Origin of the sequence: Pseudothauera lacus, from assembly GCF_003034845.1 — a bacterium.
GTDB lineage: Bacteria > Pseudomonadota > Gammaproteobacteria > Burkholderiales > Rhodocyclaceae > Pseudothauera > Pseudothauera lacus.
This window is the reverse complement of sequence record NZ_PZKC01000013.1, coordinates 98,349-116,921: the sequence shown is the minus strand read 5'-3', so window position 1 is coordinate 116,921 and position 18,573 is coordinate 98,349. Positions and strand designations below refer to the sequence as shown.

Below are 18,573 nucleotides of genomic sequence, written 5' to 3'. Positions count from 1 at the left end.
GGGTGAAGCCCCAAACACTCCGGCAGCGAGGAACCAAATCCGGCGGATCAGAGACCAGCAGCTTCAGGCGGTGCTAAGGGATTCGTCCCTGCATGCCGACCTCAACTATTCCAACCGCCCGGTGCGGGCCCGCATGCCGGGTGGTGTGGGAGGGGCGGAGCCTCACGGCTCCCCCCTATCCCGATTACCGCCCTGCGGGCGTGCTCAATCGCCCGGGCCTTCGCAGCCGCGCAGACGGATGGTTGCCGGCCCGCTGCCGATGCCCGTCAGATATTCGCTCAGTGCCCGGCAATGACCGTCGATGCACAGTTCGTATCCGGCGGTGTAGGGTGAGTGGGCAAGGTCCAGGGTGTCGACGCGGAGGTCGTCGGCGGTGTAGTGCCAGACGCCGTCGCGCAGCCGGGCGCCTGGCGGAGGTTCCATGCCGGCGGCCGAACCGTGTACCCGCGCCGCGTCGAGTTGCAGCACGTAGGCCGGGCCGGCGGCGACGATGCGCCAGTCCTCCTCCCAGCGCACCTGTTCGATGGAGTGCAGCCACGCCAGCGTGAAGCTGCCCGCCGGCAGGAAGGCGCCCAGCGCGCCGCTGAGCAGGCACAGGCCGCTCATGCCGCGGCGCTGCGGCGCTTGCTCCAGGCCAGCCAGGCGAACAGCAGGGCGGCGCCGCCGAGGCCGATCTCGTCGGTGACCGGCAGCGCGGCGACCAGGCACAGGGCGGTGAGGAAGGCCGCGATGCGTAGCGGCCAGCTCACCGGTTGCCACAAGTAGCCAATGGAGGCCACGCCCCACAGGGCAATCGCCACCAGTGCCTTGAAGACGATGTAGATCACCGCCCACAGCGTGGGGTCACCCTGCAGCATCAGTTCCGGCGCATACACTGCCATGTAGGGCACCACGAAGCCGGCGAGCGCCACGCGTACCGCCTGCACGCCGATGCGCATGCCGGACACCCCGGCGATGGGGGCGGCGGCAAAGGCGGCCAGCGCCACTGGCGGGGTGAGGTCGGCGAGGATGCCGAAATAGAACACGAACATGTGGCTGACGATCAGCGGCACACCCAGTTCGAGCAATGCCGGGGCCGCCAGCGAGCTGGTGATGATGTAGTTGGGGATGGTGGGGATGCCCATGCCCAGCAGCAGGCACACCAGCATGGTGAGCATCAGCGACAGCAGCAGGCTGTCCTGCCCCAGCGAGATGATGGTGTTGGCAAAGGTGGTGGCCGCGCCGGTGAGGGTGAGCACGCCGATGATGACCCCGACCAGTGCGCAGGCTACCCCCACCGGCAGCGCATGGCGGGCGCCGTCGGCGAGCGCGTTGGCGGCGATGCGCAGGGTGGCGCGACCGCCCTGGATGAGCAGACAGATCGCCACCAGGGCCGCGATCAGCAGCATGATCGCGGTGATGCCCCACTTGTAGAAGCCCGAGCACAGGATGCCGAGGGCGATCCAGAACGCGGCGCGCAGGGCGTTGCCCTTGAGGCGCAGGGCGACGGCGGCGCCGAGGATCAGCACTGCGGTGAGCGCCAGGCCGACCATGCCGGAGAACAGCGGGGTGTAGCCGGAGAACAGCAGACCCACCAGCACCGCCAGCGGCAGCAGCAGGTACCAGTGCTTCTTCACGGCGGCCCAAGGGTCGGGGCATTCGTTCTTCGGAATGCCGTGCAGACCGCAGCGGCCGGCTTCCAGGTGCACCATCCAGAACGCGGTGACGAAGTACAGGATGGCCGGGATGATCGCCGCCTTGACGATCTCCACGTAGGCCACGCCGATGGTTTCGGCCATGATGAAGGCCACCGCGCCCATTACCGGCGGCATGATCTGCCCGCCCATGCTGGAGGTGGCCTCAACGCCGCCGGCGAACTCCGGGCGGTAGCCGAAGCGCTTCATCAGCGGGATGGTGAACTGCCCGGTGGTCACCACGTTGGCCACCCCGGAGCCGTTGATGGTGCCCATCATCCCGGAGGTGACCACCGACACCTTGGCCGGGCCGCCGCGGGTGTGGCCCACGGTGCCGAGGGCGAAGTCGGTGAACAGCCTGATCATGCCGGCCTGTTCGAGGAAGGCGCCGAAGAGGATGAAGAGGAAGATGTAGGTGGCGCTGACGTAGGTCGGGATGCCGTAGATGCCCTCGGTGCCGAAGGTGAGGTGCTCGATGAGCTGGTCGAAGGCGTAGCCGCGGTGGGCGAAGTCGCCGGGCAGGTGCTGGCCGAACAGGGCGTAGGCGAGGAAGGCGGCGCAGATCAGCGGCAGCGCCGGGCCCATGATGCGGCGGGCGGCCTCGAAGACCAGCAGCAGGGTGATGCTGCCGACGATGATGTCGAGCTGGGTGGGATCGCCGGCGCGAACGATGAGGTCGGCCTCGAAATACCAGTGGTAGAAGGCGAGGGTGAAGGCGAGCAGGCCGGCCGTCCAGGCCAGCACCGGCACCTGGCGGCGGGGCAGCCAGTGCTGCAGCAGTGCAAAGCACATCAGCAGCATGAAACCGACGTGAATGGCGCGCACCACCTGCGAGGACAGCGGGTGGTAGGCCGCCACGACGATCTGGTAGGCGGAAAAGGCGATGGCGATGAGGAACAGGGCGCGGCCCTGCAGCCCCTTGTCCCAGCCGAAGGGGACGATGTGGGCGTCGTGCGAACTGGTCGTCATGCGGGACGGCTCCGGTGCCGCGGCGGACGCTCGGCGGCGGTCATGAGTGGGGGCCTGCGTGGGGGTGCCGCATGCGCCACCTCGATGCCGCGCTGGGTCATCGAGGTGGCGCCCGGGGACGGCCTTACTTCAGCAGGCCGGCTTCGCGGTAGTAGCGCTCGGCTCCGGGGTGCAGCGGCAGCGGCAGGTTGTCGGCAGCGCCTGCGGCCTGGATGCCGCGTGCGGCGGCGTGGGCGGCGACCATCTGGTCGAGGTTCTCGAACATCGACTTGGTCATTGCATATACCGTGTTCTCGGGCACGCCGCTGTGGGTGACGAGGATGTTGCGGATCGCTGCGGTGGCGATGTCGGTGCTCTGGCCCTGGTAGGTGTTGGCGGGGATCACCGCGGGCTGGTAGGCAGCATCGCCGATGGCGGCAACCACCTCGGCCGGTACCGGGATGACGACGATGTTGACCGAGTTGGCCAGATCGCGGATGGAGGCCACGCCGAGGCCGGCCGACTGCAGGGTGGCATCGAGCTGGCGGTTCTTGATCAGTTCCACCGATTCGCCGAAGGGCAGGTACTCGACCTTGCCGAGGTCGCTGTAGCTCATCCCGGCGCCGCGGAAGATGGCTCGTGCGTTGAGCTCGGTGCCCGAGCGCGGCGCGCCGACGGAGACGCGCTTGCCGCGCAGGTCGGCGAGCGTGCGGATGCCGGAATCGGCCGAGGCGACGATCTGGATGTAGTTCTCGTAGATCCCGGCCAGTCCGCGCAGTTTGTCGAGCTTGGTGCGGAAGCCGGCCTCCTCGTTGCCGGTCCATGCGTCGGAGACGGCGTCGCCGAGCGCAAAGGCCACTTCGCCACGGCCGGCCTGCAGGAGGTTGAGGTTCTCCGCGCTGGCCTTGGTCGATTGTACGGTGGCACGGATGCCGGGGATGTTGTCGCCATACACCTTGGTGAGCGCCACGCCGAGCGGGTAATAGACCCCGCTGGTGCCACCGGTGAGGACGGTGACGAACTGCTGCTGGGCATGGGCCGCGCCTGCGGCGACGAGGGCGGCCGCAAGGCCGAGGGTGCGAATCAACTTCATGGTCGTCTCCTACCTGGTTGATCAATCAGTGTGTGTTGCGGGTCTGACGCCCGTTGGGTGATGCAGCGAACTACTTTGCGGTCCTGGGGTGCTTCTGGCTATCCGTGTTTGCCCGCACGGCCGTCCTGTGCGATGCCCTGGTTTCCGGCCGGATCATCCGACTACCCCCGCCGCACGCAGCGCGGCGAGGCGTTGCGCATCCATGCCGTCCAGCGCGCCGAGCACCGCTGTGCTGTCCGCGCCCACCGCCGGCGGCGCCTTGCGGTAGGCCGGCGGGGTGGCGGAGAGATGCAGCGGGTTGGCGACCTGCGGAATGCCGTCGATCTCCGTGCGCATGCCGCGATGGACGATCTGCGGGTCGGCGAACACGCGCGCCAGATCGTTGATCGGCCCGCCCGGCACACCGGCTTCCTCCAGCGCGGCGACCCACTCGTCGGTGGTCTTCATCACCGTGGTCTGGCGCAGCAGCGGGATCAGCGTGTGGCGGTGGGCGACGCGCGCTGCGTTGGTGGCGAAGCGCTCGTCGCTGGCCCATTCCGGCTTGCCGGCGAGCTGGCAGAAGGCGGCCCACTGGCGGTCGTTGCCAATGGTCAGCACCATGTCGCCGTCCGCGGTGGGGAAGGCCTGGTAGGGCACGATGTTGGGGTGGGCGTTGCCCATGCGCTGCGGCGCCGTGCCGGAGACCAGGTAGTTCATTGCCTGATTGGCGAGGCAGGCGACCTGCACGTCGAGCAGGGCGAGGTCGATGTGCTGGCCCTCGCCCGTGCGCTCGCAATGGGCCAGCGCGGCGAGGATGCCGACCGTGGCGTAGAGCCCGGTGAGAATGTCGGTGAGCGCCACGCCGACCTTCTGCGGCGGGCCGTCCGGTTCGCCGGTGATGCTCATCAGCCCGCCCATGGCCTGCAGCAGGAAATCGTAGCCGGGGCGTTCGGCGTAGGGGCCGTGCTGGCCGAAACCGGTGATCGAGCAATACACCAGGCGCGGGTTCAACGCGCGCAGGCTGGCGTAGTCGAGGCCGTATTTGGCCAGCCCGCCGACCTTGTAGTTTTCCACCAGCACGTCGGCTTCACGGGCGAGTTCGCGCACCAGGGCCTGGCCGTCGGGGTGGGTGATGTCGATCGCCACAGAGCGCTTGTTGCGGTTGGTGGCCAGGTAGTAGGCGGCTTCGCGCCGGCCATCCGCCTCGAACCACGGCGGGCCCCAGGCGCGGGTGTCGTCGCCGGCGCCGGGGCGTTCGACCTTGATCACCTCGGCGCCGAGGTCGCCGAGCAGCTGGGTGGCCCAGGGGCCGGCCAGCACGCGCGACAGGTCGAGCACCTTGAGATGCGAAAGCGCGCCGCCGCTCATGATCAGAAGAAAGCCTGGATGCCGGTCTGCGCGCGGCCGAGGATGAGCGCGTGGATGTCGTGGGTGCCCTCGTAGGTGTTCACCACCTCCAGGTTCACCAGGTGGCGGGCGACGCCGAATTCGTCGGAGATGCCGTTGCCGCCCATCATGTCGCGCGCCAGGCGGGCGACGTCGAGCGCCTTGCCGCAGGAGTTGCGCTTCATGATGCTGGTGATCTCCACCGCGGCCGTGCCTTCGTCCTTCATGCGCCCCAGGCGCAGGCAGCCCTGCAGCGCCAGGGTGATCTCGGTCTGCATGTCGGCGAGCTTCTTCTGCACGAGCTGGTTGGCGGCCAGCGGGCGGCCGAACTGCTTGCGGTCGAGCACGTACTGGCGCGCGGTGTGCCAGCAGAACTCGGCCGCGCCGAGCGCGCCCCAGGCGATGCCGTAGCGCGCCGAGTTGAGGCAGGTGAACGGGCCCTTGAGGCCGCGTACATCCGGGAAGGCGTTCTCGTCCGGGCAGAACACGCCGTCCATGACGATCTCGCCGGTGATCGAGGCGCGCAGGCCGACCTTGCCGTGGATGGCCGGGGCGGACAGACCCTTCCAGCCCTTCTCCAGCACGAAACCGCGGATCTGGCCTTCCTCGTCCTTCGCCCACACCACGAAGACGTCGGCGATCGGGCTGTTGGTGATCCACATCTTGGCGCCGCTGAGCAGCCAGCCGCCGTCCACCTTCTTCGCCCGGCTGGCCATCGAACCCGGGTCGGAGCCGTGGTCCGGTTCGGTGAGACCGAAGCAGCCGATCCATTCGCCGCTGGCGAGCTTGGGCAGGTATTTGCGCTTGGTCGCCTCGTTGCCGAACTCGAAGATCGGCACCATCACCAGCGAGCTCTGCACGCTCATCATCGAGCGGTAGCCGGAGTCCACCCGTTCCACCTCACGCGCGATCAGGCCGTAGCTCACATAGTTCAGCCCGGCGCCGCCGTATTCCTCGGGGATGGTGGGGCCGAGCAGGCCGAGTTCGCCCATCTCGCGGAAGATCGCCGCGTCGGTGCGTTCGTGGCGGAAAGCCTCGGTGACGCGCGGCATCAGCTTGTCCTGCGAGTAGGCGCGCGCGGTGTCGGCCACCATGCGTTCTTCGTCGGTGAGCTGCTGGTCGAGCAGCAGGGGGTCGTCCCAGTGGAAGGAAGGATTGCCGGCCATATGCGCCCTCGTGATAGCGTTAATTCCGCACTGCGGAACTTTGTTTTGCGGTAGTGTTATCATCGTGACAAAAATTGGTCGATATGTGAAGGACTTCGTTGGTCAGACGCAGTCAAGTGAGCTTTTACAACTCAAGGTGTTCCGCTATGCAGAATAATGAATCTGGCGAGCAGGGTGGTGACCGCCAGTTCGTCACCGCGTTGGCACGGGGGCTGGAGGTGCTGCGCTGCTTCTCCACCCAGACCCGGCTGCTGTCCAACGGTGAGCTCGCCGCCCGCACCGGGCTGGCCAAGTCCACGGTTTCGCGCCTCACCCACACGCTGGTGGAGTTGGGCTATCTGAAGGCGGACGAATCCAGCGGGCGCTATCGGGTCACGCCTGCGGTGCTGGCGCTGGGGCACGCTGCGCTGGGCAACGTCACCGTACGCGAGATCGCCCGCCCGCTGATGCAGGATCTGGCCGAGTACGCGCATGCGCTGGTGTCGCTGGCGACGCGCGACCGCCTCAACATGATCTATCTGGAGAACTGCCGGCCGCGTTCGCTGGTGACGCTGAAGGTGAGCACCGGCATGCAGTTGCCGATGACCACCACTTCGATCGGGCGCGCCTTCCTGTGCGCGCTGCCCGCTGCCGAGCGCGATTTCCTCCTCGCCCAGGTACGCCGCCGCGAGCCGGAGGCCTGGGCGGCGGTGGAGCAGGGCATGGCGCAGGCGATGGAGGAATTCCGCGCGCATGGCTACTGCACCTCGCTGGGCGACTGGAACCGTGAGACCAACGCGGTGGCGGTGCCGCTGCTGTGCCCCGATCACGACCTGCTCGTGCTCTCCGCCAGCGGGCCGGCCTTTGCGCTCACCGCCGCGCGCATCGAGAAGGATCTGGGGCCACGCCTGGTCTACCTGGCGCGCAGCATCGAGGCCGCGGCCGGGCAGGGCTGAGAGGTCTCAGCCGTTTTCCTGCGGCTGGCCGTACCAGCTGAAGCGCGCCACCACTTCGGCCATCTCCGCCTCCGCGAGCAGCACCGGTGCGCCCAGTTGCAGGCTGCGCCAGTACTGTTCGCACAGCATCTCGAACTCGATCGCCAGTGCCAGCGCGTGGGCGGTGTCGCGGCCGAACACCACCATGCCGTGGTTGGCCAGCAGGCAGGCGCAGCGCTCGTCGAGCGCGGCGAGGGCGAGGTCGGAGAGCGCCTGGGTGCCGAAGGTGGCGTAGCCGGCGCAGCGCACGGTGCTGCCGCCGAAGCGCGCGATCATGTAGTGGAAGGGCGGAATCTCGCGGCGCTGGCAGGCCAGCGCGGTGGCGAAGGGCGCATGCGCGTGCACGATGGCGCCGGCTTGCGGGCGGCGGGCGTAGATGTCGTGGTGCAGTCGCCATTCGGACGACGGCGCGCGGGCGCCGTGGGCGTTGCCGTCCGCGCCCATCGGTACCATGTCCGCCGCCGTGCAGGCTTCCGCAGGCAGGCCGGTGGGGGTGATCAGGTAGCTGCCGTCGGCGCCCAGGCGCAGGCTGGCGTTGCCCGCGGTGCCGACGTTGAGGCGCGCGGCACCCATCGCGCGGGCGGTGGCGAGCAGTGCGGCGCGCTGCGCGGGGCTGGCGTCCATCAGCTGGGTTCTGCCGCGGGGAACATCTCGCGCAGCGCGCCAGGGGCGGCAATGCCGCGCTCGGTGATGATGCCGCGGATCAGGCGCGCGGGGGTGACGTCGAAGGCCGGGTTGATCACCGCCATGTCTTCCGGCGCCTGGCGCAGGCTGGTGAGTTGGCCGGCGGCGTCCAGCCCGTTCACGCAGCGCAGTTCGTCGGCGTCGCGGTCCTCGATCGGGATCGCGCTGCCATCAGGGCAGGCGAAATCCAGCGTCGAGAAGGGCGCGGCAATGTAGAAGGGCACGCCGGCATCCTGGGCGGCGAGTGCTTTCAGGCAGGTCCCCACCTTGTTGGCGCTGTCGCCGTTGGCGGCGACGCGGTCGGCGCCGGTGATCACCAGATCGGTGTCGCCGCGTGCCAGCAGGATGCCCGCAGCGTTGTCGGCGATCAGGCTGTGCGGCACGCCGGCTTCGCGCAGCTCCCAGGCGGTGAGCAGGCCCTGGTTGCGCGGGCGGGTTTCGGACACCAGCACATGCACGGCGATGCCGCGCGCGTGCGCCGCATACACCGGTGCCAGCGCCGTGCCGGCGCCGCAGGTCGCCACCCAGCCGGCGTTGCAGTGGGTCATCACGCGCACCGGACCGGGGCGCCGCGCCGCCACCGCCTCGATCAGCGCCAGGCCGTGGCGGCCGATTGCGGCGCAGGTTTCCTGATCCTCCAGGCGAATCGCCTCGGCCTCCAGCCAGGCTGCCTCGGCGCGTGCGGAGGGCGCCAGTGGCAGCAGGCGGGCACCCATGCGGCCCAGCGCCCAGTGCAGGTTGACCGCGGTCGGGCGCGTTGCCGCGAGCGCACGCAGGGCGTGGTCGAGGGCCTCGTCCGCGGCATCGCGACCGAGCGCGATCGCCACCCCGTAGGCCGCCGTGGCGCCGATCAGCGGCGCGCCGCGCACCTGCATGCTGCGGATGGCGTGGGCGACTTCGTCCAGCGTGGACAGGCGGTGCTGCGCGCAGCGATGCGGCAGCAGGGTCTGGTCGAGGATGACGACGCCGTCGGCGTCGCGGCGGATGGTGGGGATGGGCTGCTTGAAGGTCATGCGGGGATTCTATCAAGGGTGTACAGACGTTTCCCAAGCAGACCGGGCTCTGCCACAATCGTTCGTTCCCTTCCTTGCCGTGCCCGTCGCCATGCCCAGCTTCCCCGCTCCCGTCGTCTCCCGCCTGCCTGCCGTGGGCACCACCATTTTCACCGTGATGTCGCGTATGGCGCAGGAGTGCGGGGCGATCAACCTGTCGCAGGGCTACCCGGACTTCAATGCGGGAGACGTGCTGTTCGAGCGCGTCGCGCACTGGATGCGTGCCGGGCACAACCAGTATCCGCCGATGGCCGGAGTGGCGGTGCTGCGCGAGGCCATCGCGCGCAAGATCGAGACGCTGTACGGCACGGCCTACGACGTGGATAGCGAGATCACCGTGACCGCCGGCGCCACCCAGGCGCTGTTTACCGCGGTGGCCGCACTGGTGCATCCGGGCGACGAGGTCATCGTCTTCGAACCGGTGTACGACTCCTACGCGCCGGCCATCGAACTGCAGGGCGGCAAGGTGGTGCGCCTGCGCCTGGCCGCGCCGGACTATCGCCCGGACTGGGCGGCGGTGGCCGCGGCGATCAGCCCGCGCACGCGCATGATCATGATCAACTCGCCGCACAACCCCACCGCCACCGTATGGACCGCGGATGACATGGCGCAGCTCGCTGCACTCACCCGCGACACCGGCATCGTGGTGGTGTCCGACGAGGTCTATGAACACATCGTCTTCGACGGCGCGCGCCACGAGAGCTGCGCCCGCCACCCCGAGCTGGCCGCGCGCAGCCTGATCGTCTCCAGCTTCGGCAAGACCTATCACATCACCGGCTGGAAGGTGGGTTACGTCGCCGCCCCGCGCGAGCTGATGGCGGAGTTCCGCAAGGTGCACCAGTTCAATGTGTTCACCGTGAACACGCCGGTGCAGTACGCGCTTGCCGACTACATGGCCGACCCCGGGCGCCATCTCGGCCTGGCCGCCTTCTACCAGGCCAAGCGCGATTTCTTCCGCGCCGCGCTCGCCGCCTCGCGCTTCGAACTGCTGCCCTCGCGTGGCACCTATTTCCAGCTCGCGCGCTACGCGGCGATCTCCGAACGGCCCGATACCGCGTTCTGCGAGTACCTTACCCGCGAGGTCGGCGTGGCGGCGATTCCGGTCTCCGCCTTCTTCGCCGACGGCCATGACGATCGCGTGGTGCGCTTCTGCTTTGCGAAGAACGAGGACACCCTGGCGCGCGCCTGCGAACGCCTGCAGCGCGTCTGAGGGCAGGCCGGTGCCATGCTAAACTGACCGAATTCCCCCGGAGTCCCGCGCGCCGTGCGCAACATCCTCATCTTCATCCTCCTGCTGATCGTCGTCTGGTGGCTGCGCCGAGCCCTGCAGGGTTTCCGTGCGCGGCGCGCCGGGAGGCCATCGGCGGAGGGGCGCCGCACGCCCGCCGCCGAGCGCATGGTGGCGTGCGCGCACTGCGGCGTGCATGTGCCGGAGAGCGAGGGTGTGCGCGAGGGCGCCGAGTTCTTCTGTTGCGCGGCGCACCGCCGCCTCGGTGCGAGGCGCTCGTGAATGGCTGAGGCGAGTGCGGCGGTCAGTGGCTTCGACCACACCCGGCTGACCTCCCTGCGCTATTTCAACCTCTTCCGGCTCATCCTCGCCGGGCTCTTCGTCGTCGCCGGGCAGGAGCTCGGCCTTGGTGGCGAGTCGCCGCGCTTCTTTCTCGGTGTCGCCGTGGCCTACCTCGCCGCGGTGCTTCTGCTGGGTTTTCCCGATGCCTTGCAGCGCTTCGGTTTCAACCGCATCGCCGCCCTCCAGGGGGCCGTCGACATCATTGTCCTGGCGGCGCTGATGTGGTCCAGTGGCGGCTACCGCAGCGGTGTGCCGCTGCTGCTGATGATGGTTGTGCTGGCCGGTTCGGGGCTGGTGTCGCGCGAGCGTACGGTGCTCTTCCATGCCGCGCTGGCGACCGTGCTGGTGCTGCTGGAGAACGTCTGGCGCCATTTCGGCGGTGGTCTGGCGGGGGACTTCTTTCAGGTCGGCATTGCCTGTTCGGGCTTCTTCGCCATCGCCATGGTGGCCCGCCTGCTGGCGCGCCGGGCGCAGGCCAACGAGTCGCTGGCCCAGCGCCGCGGCGTCGAACTGGCCAACCAGCAGGCCATCAATGAGCGCATCATCCGCGACATGCAGGATGGCGTGGTGGTGCTCGGTGCCGACGGGCGCATCCGCCATGCCAACCCGCGCGCCAGCGAGATGCTCGGCATGGCCTTGCCGGAAGGCGCGCTGCTGGCCGATCTGGAACCGGGTCTGCCGCACTGCCTGCTCGACGGCAGTTGCGGCGGCAGCGGTCTCGGCCGCCTCGGCCGCGCCGGGCGCAGCATGCGCTGCCGCGCCGTGGGGGCCGGTGGCGAGGGGGGTGACACGGTGATCTACCTGACCGACTTCGAGGAGATCCAGCGCCAGATCCAGCAGCTCAAGCTGGCGGCGCTGGGGCGCCTGACCGCCAGCATGGCGCACGAGATCCGCAATCCGCTGTCGGCGGTGTCGCAGGCCGCGGAGCTGCTGCTGGAGGAGAAGCGCGGCGACATGCAGGCCCGTCTGGTGCGCATCATCAACGACAACACCCGCCGCATCGAGCGCATGGTGCGCGATGTCCTCGCCCTCGGGCGCCGCGACGAAGTGCTGCCCAGCGCGATCGCGCTTGCCGACTTCGTGAACGCGCTGGTGGAAGAGGCCTGCCTGGGCAGTGACGAGGAGCGCCGCATCTACGCCGTCGACATCGATCCGGCGCTCACTCTCGCTGCCGACCGCGCCCACCTGCAGCAGATCCTCACCAACCTGCTCGGCAATGCGCGCCGCTACTGCAGCGGCAAGGCCGGGGCGATCCGCGTCCATGCGCATGCACCTGAACCCGGCAGCGTGGTGGTGCACGTCGTCGATGACGGGCCTGGTGTGCCCGAGGTCGATCGCGCGAAGATCTTCGAACCTTTCTTCACCTCCCATCCCAAGGGCACCGGCCTCGGGCTGTACATCGCCCGCGAACTCGCCGAAGCCAACGCCGCGGCACTGGAACTGGTGCCGGGGCCGGAAACCGAGGGGGCGCATTTCACCCTCGCTGCGCGGAGTACGCCATGACCCAGGAAGACCGCCGCAATTCCCCGGTCGCCGCCGACGTGCTGGTGATCGATGACGAAGAAGACATCCGCGAACTGATCGAGCTGTCCTTGCTGCGCATGGGACTGGCTTGCGACAGCGCCGGCTCGGTGGCCGAGGCGCGCGCCCTGCTCGATGCCCGGCGCTACCGGCTGTGCCTGACCGACATGCGCCTGCCAGACGGTGACGGGCTCGAACTGGTGGAGTTCATCCAGACCCGCCATCCCGGCCTGCCGGTGGCGGTGATCACTGCCTTCGGCAGCATCGAGACGGCGATCCGTGCGCTCAAGCTCGGCGCCTTCGACTTCCTTACCAAGCCGGTGGAGCTGAAGGGCTTGCGCGAACTGGTCGCCAATGCGCTGCGCAGCCGTGAGGATGCCCCCGCCGACAGCGGCGGGCGCCAGCTGCTCGGCTGCTCGACGGTGCTGGCACAGTTGCGCCAGCAGATCGAGCGCCTCGCACGCAACCAGGCACCGGTCTTCATCCACGGTGAATCGGGCACCGGCAAGGAAGTCATCGCCCGCCTCATCCACAGTCTCGGCCCGCGTGCGAAAGGTCCCTTCGTGCCGGTCAACTGCGGGGCGATCTCGCCGGAGCTGATGGAAAGCGAGTTCTTTGGCCACAAGAAGGGCAGTTTCACCGGTGCGGCCACCGACAAGCAGGGCCTCTTCCAGGCCGCCAGCGGCGGCACGCTGTTTCTCGACGAGGTCGCCGAGCTGCCGCTGGCGATGCAGGTCAAGCTGCTGCGTGCCATCCAGGAGCGCGCCGTGCGCCCGGTCGGCGCGCACGGCGAGGAAGCGGTCGATGTGCGCATCCTCTCGGCTTCCCACCGCGATCTTGCTCAGCTGGTCGCCGACGGCCGCTTTCGCCAGGATCTGTTCTTCCGCATCAACGTCATCACCCTGCGGGTGCCGCCGCTGCGCGAACGCCCGGAGGATATTCCCGTGCTTGCCGCGCACATCCTTGCCCGCCTCGCCGAGCGCGAGGGGGTGGCGCCGCGGCGGCTCTCGGCGGCAGCGCTGGCCAGCCTGCGGCAGCACCCCTTCCCCGGCAACGTGCGCGAGCTGGAGAACATGCTCGAACGCGCCTGCGCGTTGTGCGAGGGCGATGAGATCGGCCTTGCCGACATCGAGCTGCATCCCACCGAGGGACTGGTGCGCCCTCTGCCGCGCCACGATTCCGAAGCCGTCGAGGACGCCGCTGCCGACAGCGACGATGAGCGCATCCGCGTGCTGCGCACCCTCGACGAGACGCGCTGGAACCGTTCCGCCGCCGCCCGTCGCCTGGGCATGACCCTGCGCCAGCTGCGCTACCGCCTGCACAAGTGGGGGATGGAGTAGCGCCCGCGGGGTGAGGCGGGAACCTTCCCTGTTGCGCCCTGTCGTATTTGCACAAAACTAACTCGTGCAATAAGATTCGCCCGTTCCCGAGCGCTGCCGACGATCTTCGGTGGCGCGCTTCGACCGCAGGGCGCGCTTGCCCCGCGCCTTTTCCTGCCCTGCGGTCCGACCATGGCCTGTACCCCGAGATGACGCCCGTGCGCCGCCTGCGCCCAGGGTGACGGGTGCGCGACAGGCCAACAGCAGAAGGAGATGCCCATGCCTACCCAGATCCGCACGGCGGAGCGCCAGTGGTCGATTGCAGAAATGAAAGGTCAGGCCAGTCCGCCGACCTTCAAGGTATATACCCAGCGCGATCTCGACCGCATCCCCCAGCTCGCTGCCCTGCCAGAGGCGATGCGCTTCGAGATGAAGGTGGTGTCCACCGTCCTGCCTTTCCGGGTCAATCAGTATGTCATCGACGAGCTCATCGACTGGCGTCAGGTGCCCGCCGATCCCATCTTCCAGCTCACCTTCCCGCAGCGTGGCATGCTCGACCCCGAGCATTACGAGCGCATCGCCGCGCTCCTGCGCGCAGGGGCGGAGAAGGATGAGATCGCCGCCGCCGCCGATGCCGTGCGCCACGCGCTCAACCCCCATCCGGCAGACCAGATGGAGATGAACATGCCGCGTGACGAGGAGGGCCACCGCCTCGACGGCATCCAGCACAAGTACCGCGAGACCGTGCTGTTCTTCCCCAGCCAGGGCCAGACCTGCCACGCCTACTGCACCTTCTGCTTCCGCTGGGCGCAGTTCGTCGGCGACAAGGAGCTGCGCATGGCCAGCTCCGAGGCCGCAGTGCTGCACAACTACCTGCGTACCCACCCGGAAGTCACCGACGTGCTGTTCACCGGCGGTGACCCGATGGTGATGAAGACCGCGCACCTGCAGAGCTACATCGAACCCCTGCTGGCGCCGGAGTTCGAGCACATCCGCAGCATCCGCATCGGCACCAAGGCGCTGAGCTTCTGGCCGCACCGCTTCGTCTCTGCGGAGGACGCCGAGGCACTCGTCGCCCTGCTCGAGCGGGTGGTCGAAGCGGGCAAGCAGGTGGCGCTGATGGCGCACTACAACCACTGGAAGGAGCTCGACACCGAGGTCGCCCAGGCCGCCATCCACCGCCTGCGCAGCACCGGCGCGGTGATCCGCGCGCAGGGGCCGCTGGTCGCCCACATCAACGACGATCCGGCGGTATGGGCGCGGATGTGGCAGAAGCAGGTCGAGCTCGGCATCGTGCCCTACTACATGTTCGTCGAACGCGACACCGGCGCCCGGCACTACTTCGAGGTGCCGCTGGTGCGGGCCTGGGAAATCTATCGCGAGGCCATGCAGCAGGTTTCCGGGCTGGCCCGCACCGCGCGCGGGCCGAGCATGTCGGCAAGCCCGGGCAAGGTTGAGATCCAGGGTGTGACCGAGGTCGCCGGCGAGAAGGTCATTGCCCTGCGTTTCATCCAGGGGCGCAACCCGGACTGGGTGCAGCGCCCCTTCTTTGCCCGCTACGACGACCAGGCCACCTGGCTGAACCACCTGAAGCCCGCCTTCGGCGAGGAGAAATGGTTCTGGGAGGACGAGTACGCCGCCATCCGTCAGGCCAGGCTGGCAGCCGCCCGCGCGTGAAGCCGTGGTGCAGCGCGTGAACGCAGACGGCGGCCCGGCAAGGGCCGCCGTCTGCGTTCACCGCCAGCCTCAGCCGGTGATGCTGGCGAAGGCCTCGACCACTTCGGGGGGCGCCTGCACCAGCTCGATCAGCACCCCTTCGCCGCCAATGGGGAACTCCTCATTGCCCTTCGGGTGCATGAAGGTGATGTCATAGCCCGCCGCGCCGCGGCGGATGCCGCCGGGGGCAAAGCGCACGCCGTTGGCGCTGAGCCATTCCACCGCCTTCGGCAGGTCGTCCACCCACAGGCCGACGTGGTTGAGCGGGGTGGTGTGCACCGCCGGCTTCTTTTCGGGATCGAGCGGCTGCATCAGATCCACTTCCACCTTGAAGGGGCCGGCGCCCATCGCGCAGATGTCCTCGTCCACGTTCTCGCGCTCGGAGACGAAGTTGCCGGTGACTTCCAGGCCCAGCATGTCCACCCACAGGGTGCGCAGCCTGTCCTTGCTGGGTGCGCCGATGGCGATCTGCTGGATACCTAGGATCTTGAAAGGGCGTGCGGACATGTCTGGGCTCCCGGAAAGTGCTGGATTAAGAATTCATAATTATAGAGAAGCAGCGTAATCCAGGGCCAGTGCCGCGCGCTGGGCAGCCCTCATTCCCATGCCACCTGGGCGGAGAACAGATAGCCGGCGCCGTAGACCGTCTTGATCAGCTTCGGGCTCTGTGGGTCGTCGCGCAGTTTGCGGCGCAGGCGCGAGATGCGCACGTCGATGCTGCGGTCGAAGGGGTCGACGTCGCGCTCGCCGAGCAACTGCTCGCGGCTGAGGATCTTGTTCGGGCGGCGCAGCAGGGTCAGCAGCAGGGCGGCCTCGGCGGCGGACAGGGCGATCTCCTCGCCGTCGTCGGCGATCAGGGCATGGCGGCCCTTGTCGAAGCGCCAGCCTGCGAAGATCGCCAGGTTGCGTTCGCTCGCTTCGGCCTCCGCCGGGGCGCTGCGCTGGTAGCGGCGCAGGATGGAGCGCACGCGGGCGACCAGCTCGCGCGGCTCGAAGGGTTTGACGATGTAGTCGTCGGCACCCAGTTCGAGACCCAGCACGCGGTCGGTGACATCGTTGCGCCCGGTGAGGATGAGCACCGCGCAGGGGCTGCCTTCCTGCAGTTCGCGTACCACCTGCATGCCATCCATGTCGGGCAGGCCGAGGTCGATGATGCACAGGTCGGGGGTGGACTGGCGGGCGCGGCCGAGCAGCTGCCCGCCGGTGCTGACGTGCTCGCAGCGGAAGCCGTACTCGGCGAGGCTGCTGCAGATCAGCCGGGCGATGTCCACTTCGTCTTCGAGGACCAGGATGACGGTGTTGTCGCTACGGTTCATGAGGTGGGCGCTTCCTTGACGTGTTCCTGTTCGAGGCGGTGCAGTGCGGTGGCCAGCGCGGCGCGGTCGAAGGGCTTGCGCAGGATGGCGATCTCCAGTTCGGCGACCTCTTCGAGAGCGTCGTCGGCGGCATAGCCGGTTATCAGCAGGATGGGCAGCTGCGGGCGCAGCAGGCGCGCGTGTGCGGCCAGTTCGCGGCCGTTGATGCCGCCGGGCATCACCGTGTCGGTGACCAGCAGGGCGATGTCGGGGACGTTCTCGAGCAGGCTGCGCGCCTCCAGGCCATCGGCGGCCTCCAGTACGGCGTAGCCCAGCTCGGTGAGTTGCAGGCGGATGATGCGGCGTACCTCGGCTTCGTCCTCGACCAGCAGCACCGGGCCGCTGCGGGTGTGCTGCGGCGCAGCCTGTGCTGTGCTGCCTGGTGCGGCCACGGGCGGGGCCTCGGTGCGTGGCAGCACGAAGGTCACCGTGGTGCCGGCGCCCGGCGTGGAGCGCACGCGGATGTTGCCCCCCGACTGGCGCACGAAACCATACACCATCGACAGGCCGAGACCGCTGCCGCGCCCAAAGGGCTTGGTGGTGAAGAAGGGTTCGAACACCCGCGCGAGGGCTTCCGGGCTGATGCCGCTGCCGGTATCGGTGACGTCGAACTGGACGTAGTCGCCGGCGGGCAGCTCGACCAGCGCGGACAGACTGTCGGGGATGTGGCGCTCGGCCACGGTGATGGTCAGGTCGCCGCCGGCGGGCATGGCGTCGCGGGCGTTGAGGGCGAGGTTGAGGAGGGCGTTCTCGAGCTGGTGCGGATCCACGAAGGCGTACAGGCGTGCGGTGGGCACATGGGTGACGATGCGCACGTCCTCGGTGAGGGTGTGGCGCAGCAGCTGGATCATGTTGTGCACCAGCGCGCCCACTTCCACCGCACACGGTTCCAGGGTCTGGCCGCGGGCAAAGGTGAGCAGGCGCTTGATCAGCTCGGCGCCACGCTGGGCGGCATGCAGGGCGGGATCGAGATACTGTCCGTGCTGGCCGGGGTCGGGCAGGCGGTCGCGCAGGGCGGCGAGGTTGCCGATGATGATGGAGAGCAGGTTGTTGAAGTCATGGGCGAGACCGCCGGTGAGCTGGCCGATGGCCTCCATCTTCTGCGCCTGGATGAGTGCCGCCTGGCTGGCCTTCTGCTCGGTGATGTCGATGGAGAGCACGAAGAAGCCCTTGAAGCCGCCCTCCAGCGACACGTCGGGGACCACCACGCTGCGCGCATGCACCGTGTGGCCGGCGGCATTGCGGCGCGAGTATTCGTAGCTCACGCGCTCGCCGTTCTCGGCGTCGTGGAGGTGAGGGGCGATCAGCGCGTAGGCTTCGGCGCCGAACACCTCGGCGATCGACTTGCCGACGATGCCGTCCTTGCTTTCGCCGAACCACTCGGCGTAGGCGCGATTGGCAAAGCGGTAGCGCTGTCCGGCGTCGATGTGGGCGATCATCGCCGGAATGGCGTCGAGGATCAGGCGCAGGCGTTCCTCGTTGAGGCGCAGGGCGCGGGCGATCTGGTCGATTTCCTGGTTGGCGCGCTCGAGTTCCGCAGTGCGCTCGCGCACCCGCGCTTCGAGCTGGGCGTTCTGCTCCTGAATCACCGCTTCGGCGCGGCGCTGTTCGGTAATGTCGGTCCACAGCGAGACGAAGCCGAGGTTGGGTATCGGCACCCCGCGTACCGCCAGCAGGCGGCCATTGGGGCGCGCACGCTCGACGTAGTGGGGCTGGAAGGCGCGTGCCGAGGCCATGCGCTCGGCGATCAGTTGTTCGATGTCACCTTCGCCGTACTCGCCGCGTTCGGCGTTGAAGCGCACGAAGGCCTCGAAAGGGGTGCCGACGCGCACCAGTTCCTCGGGAAAGTCGAGCAGGCGCAGCAGGGCCTTGTTCCAGATCACCAGCCGGGGCGCGGCATCGAACACCGCGATGGCCTGGTCGAGGAGGTCGAGGCCGGCGAGCAGCAGGTCGTAGCGCCGGCGTTGCTCGGGGGTCAGGGAAATGAGCGACTCGAAGGGGTCGGCCGGCTTCGCCATGGTGTTGCGGGTCTCCGTGTGCCGGGCGTTGCAGAAGGCCCCAAGCGTTGCATACTTCGTCGCCGCGGGCACGCTGCGGCGCCGCACGGCAATGGTGCATCGTCGCCAGAATCGACGTT

The 18,573-nt window shown here is 68.6% G+C and carries 16 protein-coding genes; 6 read left to right on the top strand and 10 right to left on the bottom strand.

The features are described 5' to 3' along the window. Positions 1–204 precede the first annotated feature (204 nt). From C8261_RS14760 to C8261_RS14740, 5 genes are all read right to left on the bottom strand, one after another. Complete coding sequence (locus C8261_RS14760; protein ID WP_107494490.1) at positions 205–606, bottom strand: DUF1850 domain-containing protein; 402 nt, start codon at positions 604–606, stop codon at positions 205–207. Then, positions 603–2,642: a TRAP transporter permease gene (locus tag C8261_RS14755; RefSeq protein ID WP_107494489.1), complete on the bottom strand. Its 2,040-nt coding sequence runs from the start codon at positions 2,640–2,642 to the stop codon at positions 603–605. Before C8261_RS14755 ends, C8261_RS14760 begins: the two co-directional genes overlap by 4 nt. 124 nt (positions 2,643–2,766) lie before the next feature. Then, positions 2,767–3,714, bottom strand: a complete 948-nt coding sequence (locus tag C8261_RS14750) for a TAXI family TRAP transporter solute-binding subunit (RefSeq protein WP_107494488.1) — start codon at positions 3,712–3,714, stop codon at positions 2,767–2,769. 153 nt (positions 3,715–3,867) lie between these two features. Continuing rightward, entirely contained in the window at positions 3,868–5,061 is a 1,194-nt protein-coding gene (locus C8261_RS14745; protein WP_107494487.1) for a CaiB/BaiF CoA transferase family protein, read from the bottom strand. 2 nt (positions 5,062–5,063) lie between these two features. Beyond that, positions 5,064–6,245, bottom strand: coding sequence for an acyl-CoA dehydrogenase (locus C8261_RS14740; protein WP_107494486.1), 1,182 nt, complete (start codon positions 6,243–6,245; stop codon positions 5,064–5,066). A gap of 146 nt (positions 6,246–6,391) precedes the next feature. Here C8261_RS14740 and C8261_RS14735 point away from each other — a divergent pair, with 146 nt between their 5' ends. Next, entirely contained in the window at positions 6,392–7,180 is a 789-nt protein-coding gene (locus C8261_RS14735; protein WP_107494485.1) for an IclR family transcriptional regulator, read from the top strand. Positions 7,181–7,186: 6 nt separating this feature from the next. On the opposite strand, the gene C8261_RS14730 is transcribed toward C8261_RS14735, so the two are convergent. Continuing rightward, positions 7,187–7,843 (bottom strand): class II aldolase/adducin family protein, encoded by a 657-nt coding sequence (locus tag C8261_RS14730; protein ID WP_107494484.1) that lies wholly within the window; start codon positions 7,841–7,843, stop codon positions 7,187–7,189. Further along, positions 7,843–8,916, bottom strand: a complete 1,074-nt coding sequence (mtnA, locus tag C8261_RS14725) for an S-methyl-5-thioribose-1-phosphate isomerase (RefSeq protein ID WP_107494483.1) — start codon at positions 8,914–8,916, stop codon at positions 7,843–7,845. The genes C8261_RS14730 and mtnA overlap by 1 nt, the downstream gene beginning before the upstream one ends. A 91-nt stretch (positions 8,917–9,007) precedes the next feature. On the opposite strand from mtnA, the gene C8261_RS14720 reads away from it, so the two are divergent. The 5 genes from C8261_RS14720 to C8261_RS14700 all read left to right on the top strand — a co-directional run bounded on the left by C8261_RS14720 (position 9,008) and on the right by C8261_RS14700 (position 15,042). Next, the gene (locus tag C8261_RS14720) at positions 9,008–10,165 is read left to right on the top strand and encodes a pyridoxal phosphate-dependent aminotransferase (protein ID WP_107494498.1); all 1,158 of its coding nucleotides are present in this window, start codon (positions 9,008–9,010) and stop codon (positions 10,163–10,165) included. Between the two features lie 54 nt (positions 10,166–10,219). After that, positions 10,220–10,465, top strand: a complete 246-nt coding sequence (locus C8261_RS14715; RefSeq protein ID WP_107494482.1) for a PP0621 family protein — start codon at positions 10,220–10,222, stop codon at positions 10,463–10,465. Continuing rightward, on the top strand, positions 10,466–12,028 hold the full coding sequence (locus C8261_RS14710; RefSeq protein ID WP_107494481.1) for a sensor histidine kinase: 1,563 nt from the start codon (positions 10,466–10,468) through the stop codon (positions 12,026–12,028). Continuing rightward, positions 12,025–13,386 carry a sigma-54-dependent transcriptional regulator gene (locus C8261_RS14705; protein WP_107494480.1) on the top strand — a complete coding sequence of 454 codons (1,362 nt, stop codon included), beginning with the start codon at positions 12,025–12,027 and terminating at the stop codon, positions 13,384–13,386. Before C8261_RS14710 ends, C8261_RS14705 begins: the two co-directional genes overlap by 4 nt. Before the next feature lie 306 nt (positions 13,387–13,692). Then, positions 13,693–15,042: a KamA family radical SAM protein gene (locus C8261_RS14700; protein WP_107494497.1), complete on the top strand. Its 1,350-nt coding sequence runs from the start codon at positions 13,693–13,695 to the stop codon at positions 15,040–15,042. A gap of 69 nt (positions 15,043–15,111) precedes the next feature. Here C8261_RS14700 and C8261_RS14695 read toward each other — a convergent pair whose 3' ends face one another. The 3 genes from C8261_RS14695 to C8261_RS14685 form a co-directional block, all read right to left on the bottom strand. Further along, complete coding sequence (locus tag C8261_RS14695; RefSeq protein WP_107494479.1) at positions 15,112–15,588, bottom strand: VOC family protein; 477 nt, start codon at positions 15,586–15,588, stop codon at positions 15,112–15,114. Positions 15,589–15,677: 89 nt separating this feature from the next. Further along, complete coding sequence (locus C8261_RS14690) at positions 15,678–16,397, bottom strand: response regulator transcription factor (protein WP_107494478.1); 720 nt, start codon at positions 16,395–16,397, stop codon at positions 15,678–15,680. Then, positions 16,394–18,454, bottom strand: coding sequence for a PAS-domain containing protein (locus C8261_RS14685; RefSeq protein WP_107494477.1), 2,061 nt, complete (start codon positions 18,452–18,454; stop codon positions 16,394–16,396). The genes C8261_RS14690 and C8261_RS14685 overlap by 4 nt, the downstream gene beginning before the upstream one ends. Between the last annotated feature and the right edge of the window lie 119 nt (positions 18,455–18,573).

Excerpts from the sequence above, each read along its gene's own strand:
- C8261_RS14690 (WP_107494478.1), bottom strand. The coding sequence starts at position 16,397 with ATGAACCGTAGCGACAACACCGTCATCCTGGTCCTCGAAGACGAAGTG.
- C8261_RS14755 (WP_107494489.1), bottom strand. The coding sequence starts at position 2,642 with ATGACGACCAGTTCGCACGACGCCCACATCGTCCCCTTCGGCTGGGAC.
- C8261_RS14705 (WP_107494480.1), top strand. The coding sequence starts at position 12,025 with ATGACCCAGGAAGACCGCCGCAATTCCCCGGTCGCCGCCGACGTGCTG.
- C8261_RS14740 (WP_107494486.1), bottom strand. The coding sequence starts at position 6,245 with ATGGCCGGCAATCCTTCCTTCCACTGGGACGACCCCCTGCTGCTCGAC.
- C8261_RS14695 (WP_107494479.1), bottom strand. The coding sequence starts at position 15,588 with ATGTCCGCACGCCCTTTCAAGATCCTAGGTATCCAGCAGATCGCCATC.
- C8261_RS14745 (WP_107494487.1), bottom strand. The coding sequence starts at position 5,061 with ATGAGCGGCGGCGCGCTTTCGCATCTCAAGGTGCTCGACCTGTCGCGC.
- C8261_RS14710 (WP_107494481.1), top strand. The coding sequence starts at position 10,466 with ATGGCTGAGGCGAGTGCGGCGGTCAGTGGCTTCGACCACACCCGGCTG.
- C8261_RS14700 (WP_107494497.1), top strand. The coding sequence starts at position 13,693 with ATGAAAGGTCAGGCCAGTCCGCCGACCTTCAAGGTATATACCCAGCGC.
- C8261_RS14760 (WP_107494490.1), bottom strand. The coding sequence starts at position 606 with ATGAGCGGCCTGTGCCTGCTCAGCGGCGCGCTGGGCGCCTTCCTGCCG.
- C8261_RS14685 (WP_107494477.1), bottom strand. The coding sequence starts at position 18,454 with ATGGCGAAGCCGGCCGACCCCTTCGAGTCGCTCATTTCCCTGACCCCC.
- C8261_RS14720 (WP_107494498.1), top strand. The coding sequence starts at position 9,008 with ATGCCCAGCTTCCCCGCTCCCGTCGTCTCCCGCCTGCCTGCCGTGGGC.
- mtnA (WP_107494483.1), bottom strand. The coding sequence starts at position 8,916 with ATGACCTTCAAGCAGCCCATCCCCACCATCCGCCGCGACGCCGACGGC.
- C8261_RS14750 (WP_107494488.1), bottom strand. The coding sequence starts at position 3,714 with ATGAAGTTGATTCGCACCCTCGGCCTTGCGGCCGCCCTCGTCGCCGCA.
- C8261_RS14735 (WP_107494485.1), top strand. The coding sequence starts at position 6,392 with ATGCAGAATAATGAATCTGGCGAGCAGGGTGGTGACCGCCAGTTCGTC.
- C8261_RS14730 (WP_107494484.1), bottom strand. The coding sequence starts at position 7,843 with ATGGACGCCAGCCCCGCGCAGCGCGCCGCACTGCTCGCCACCGCCCGC.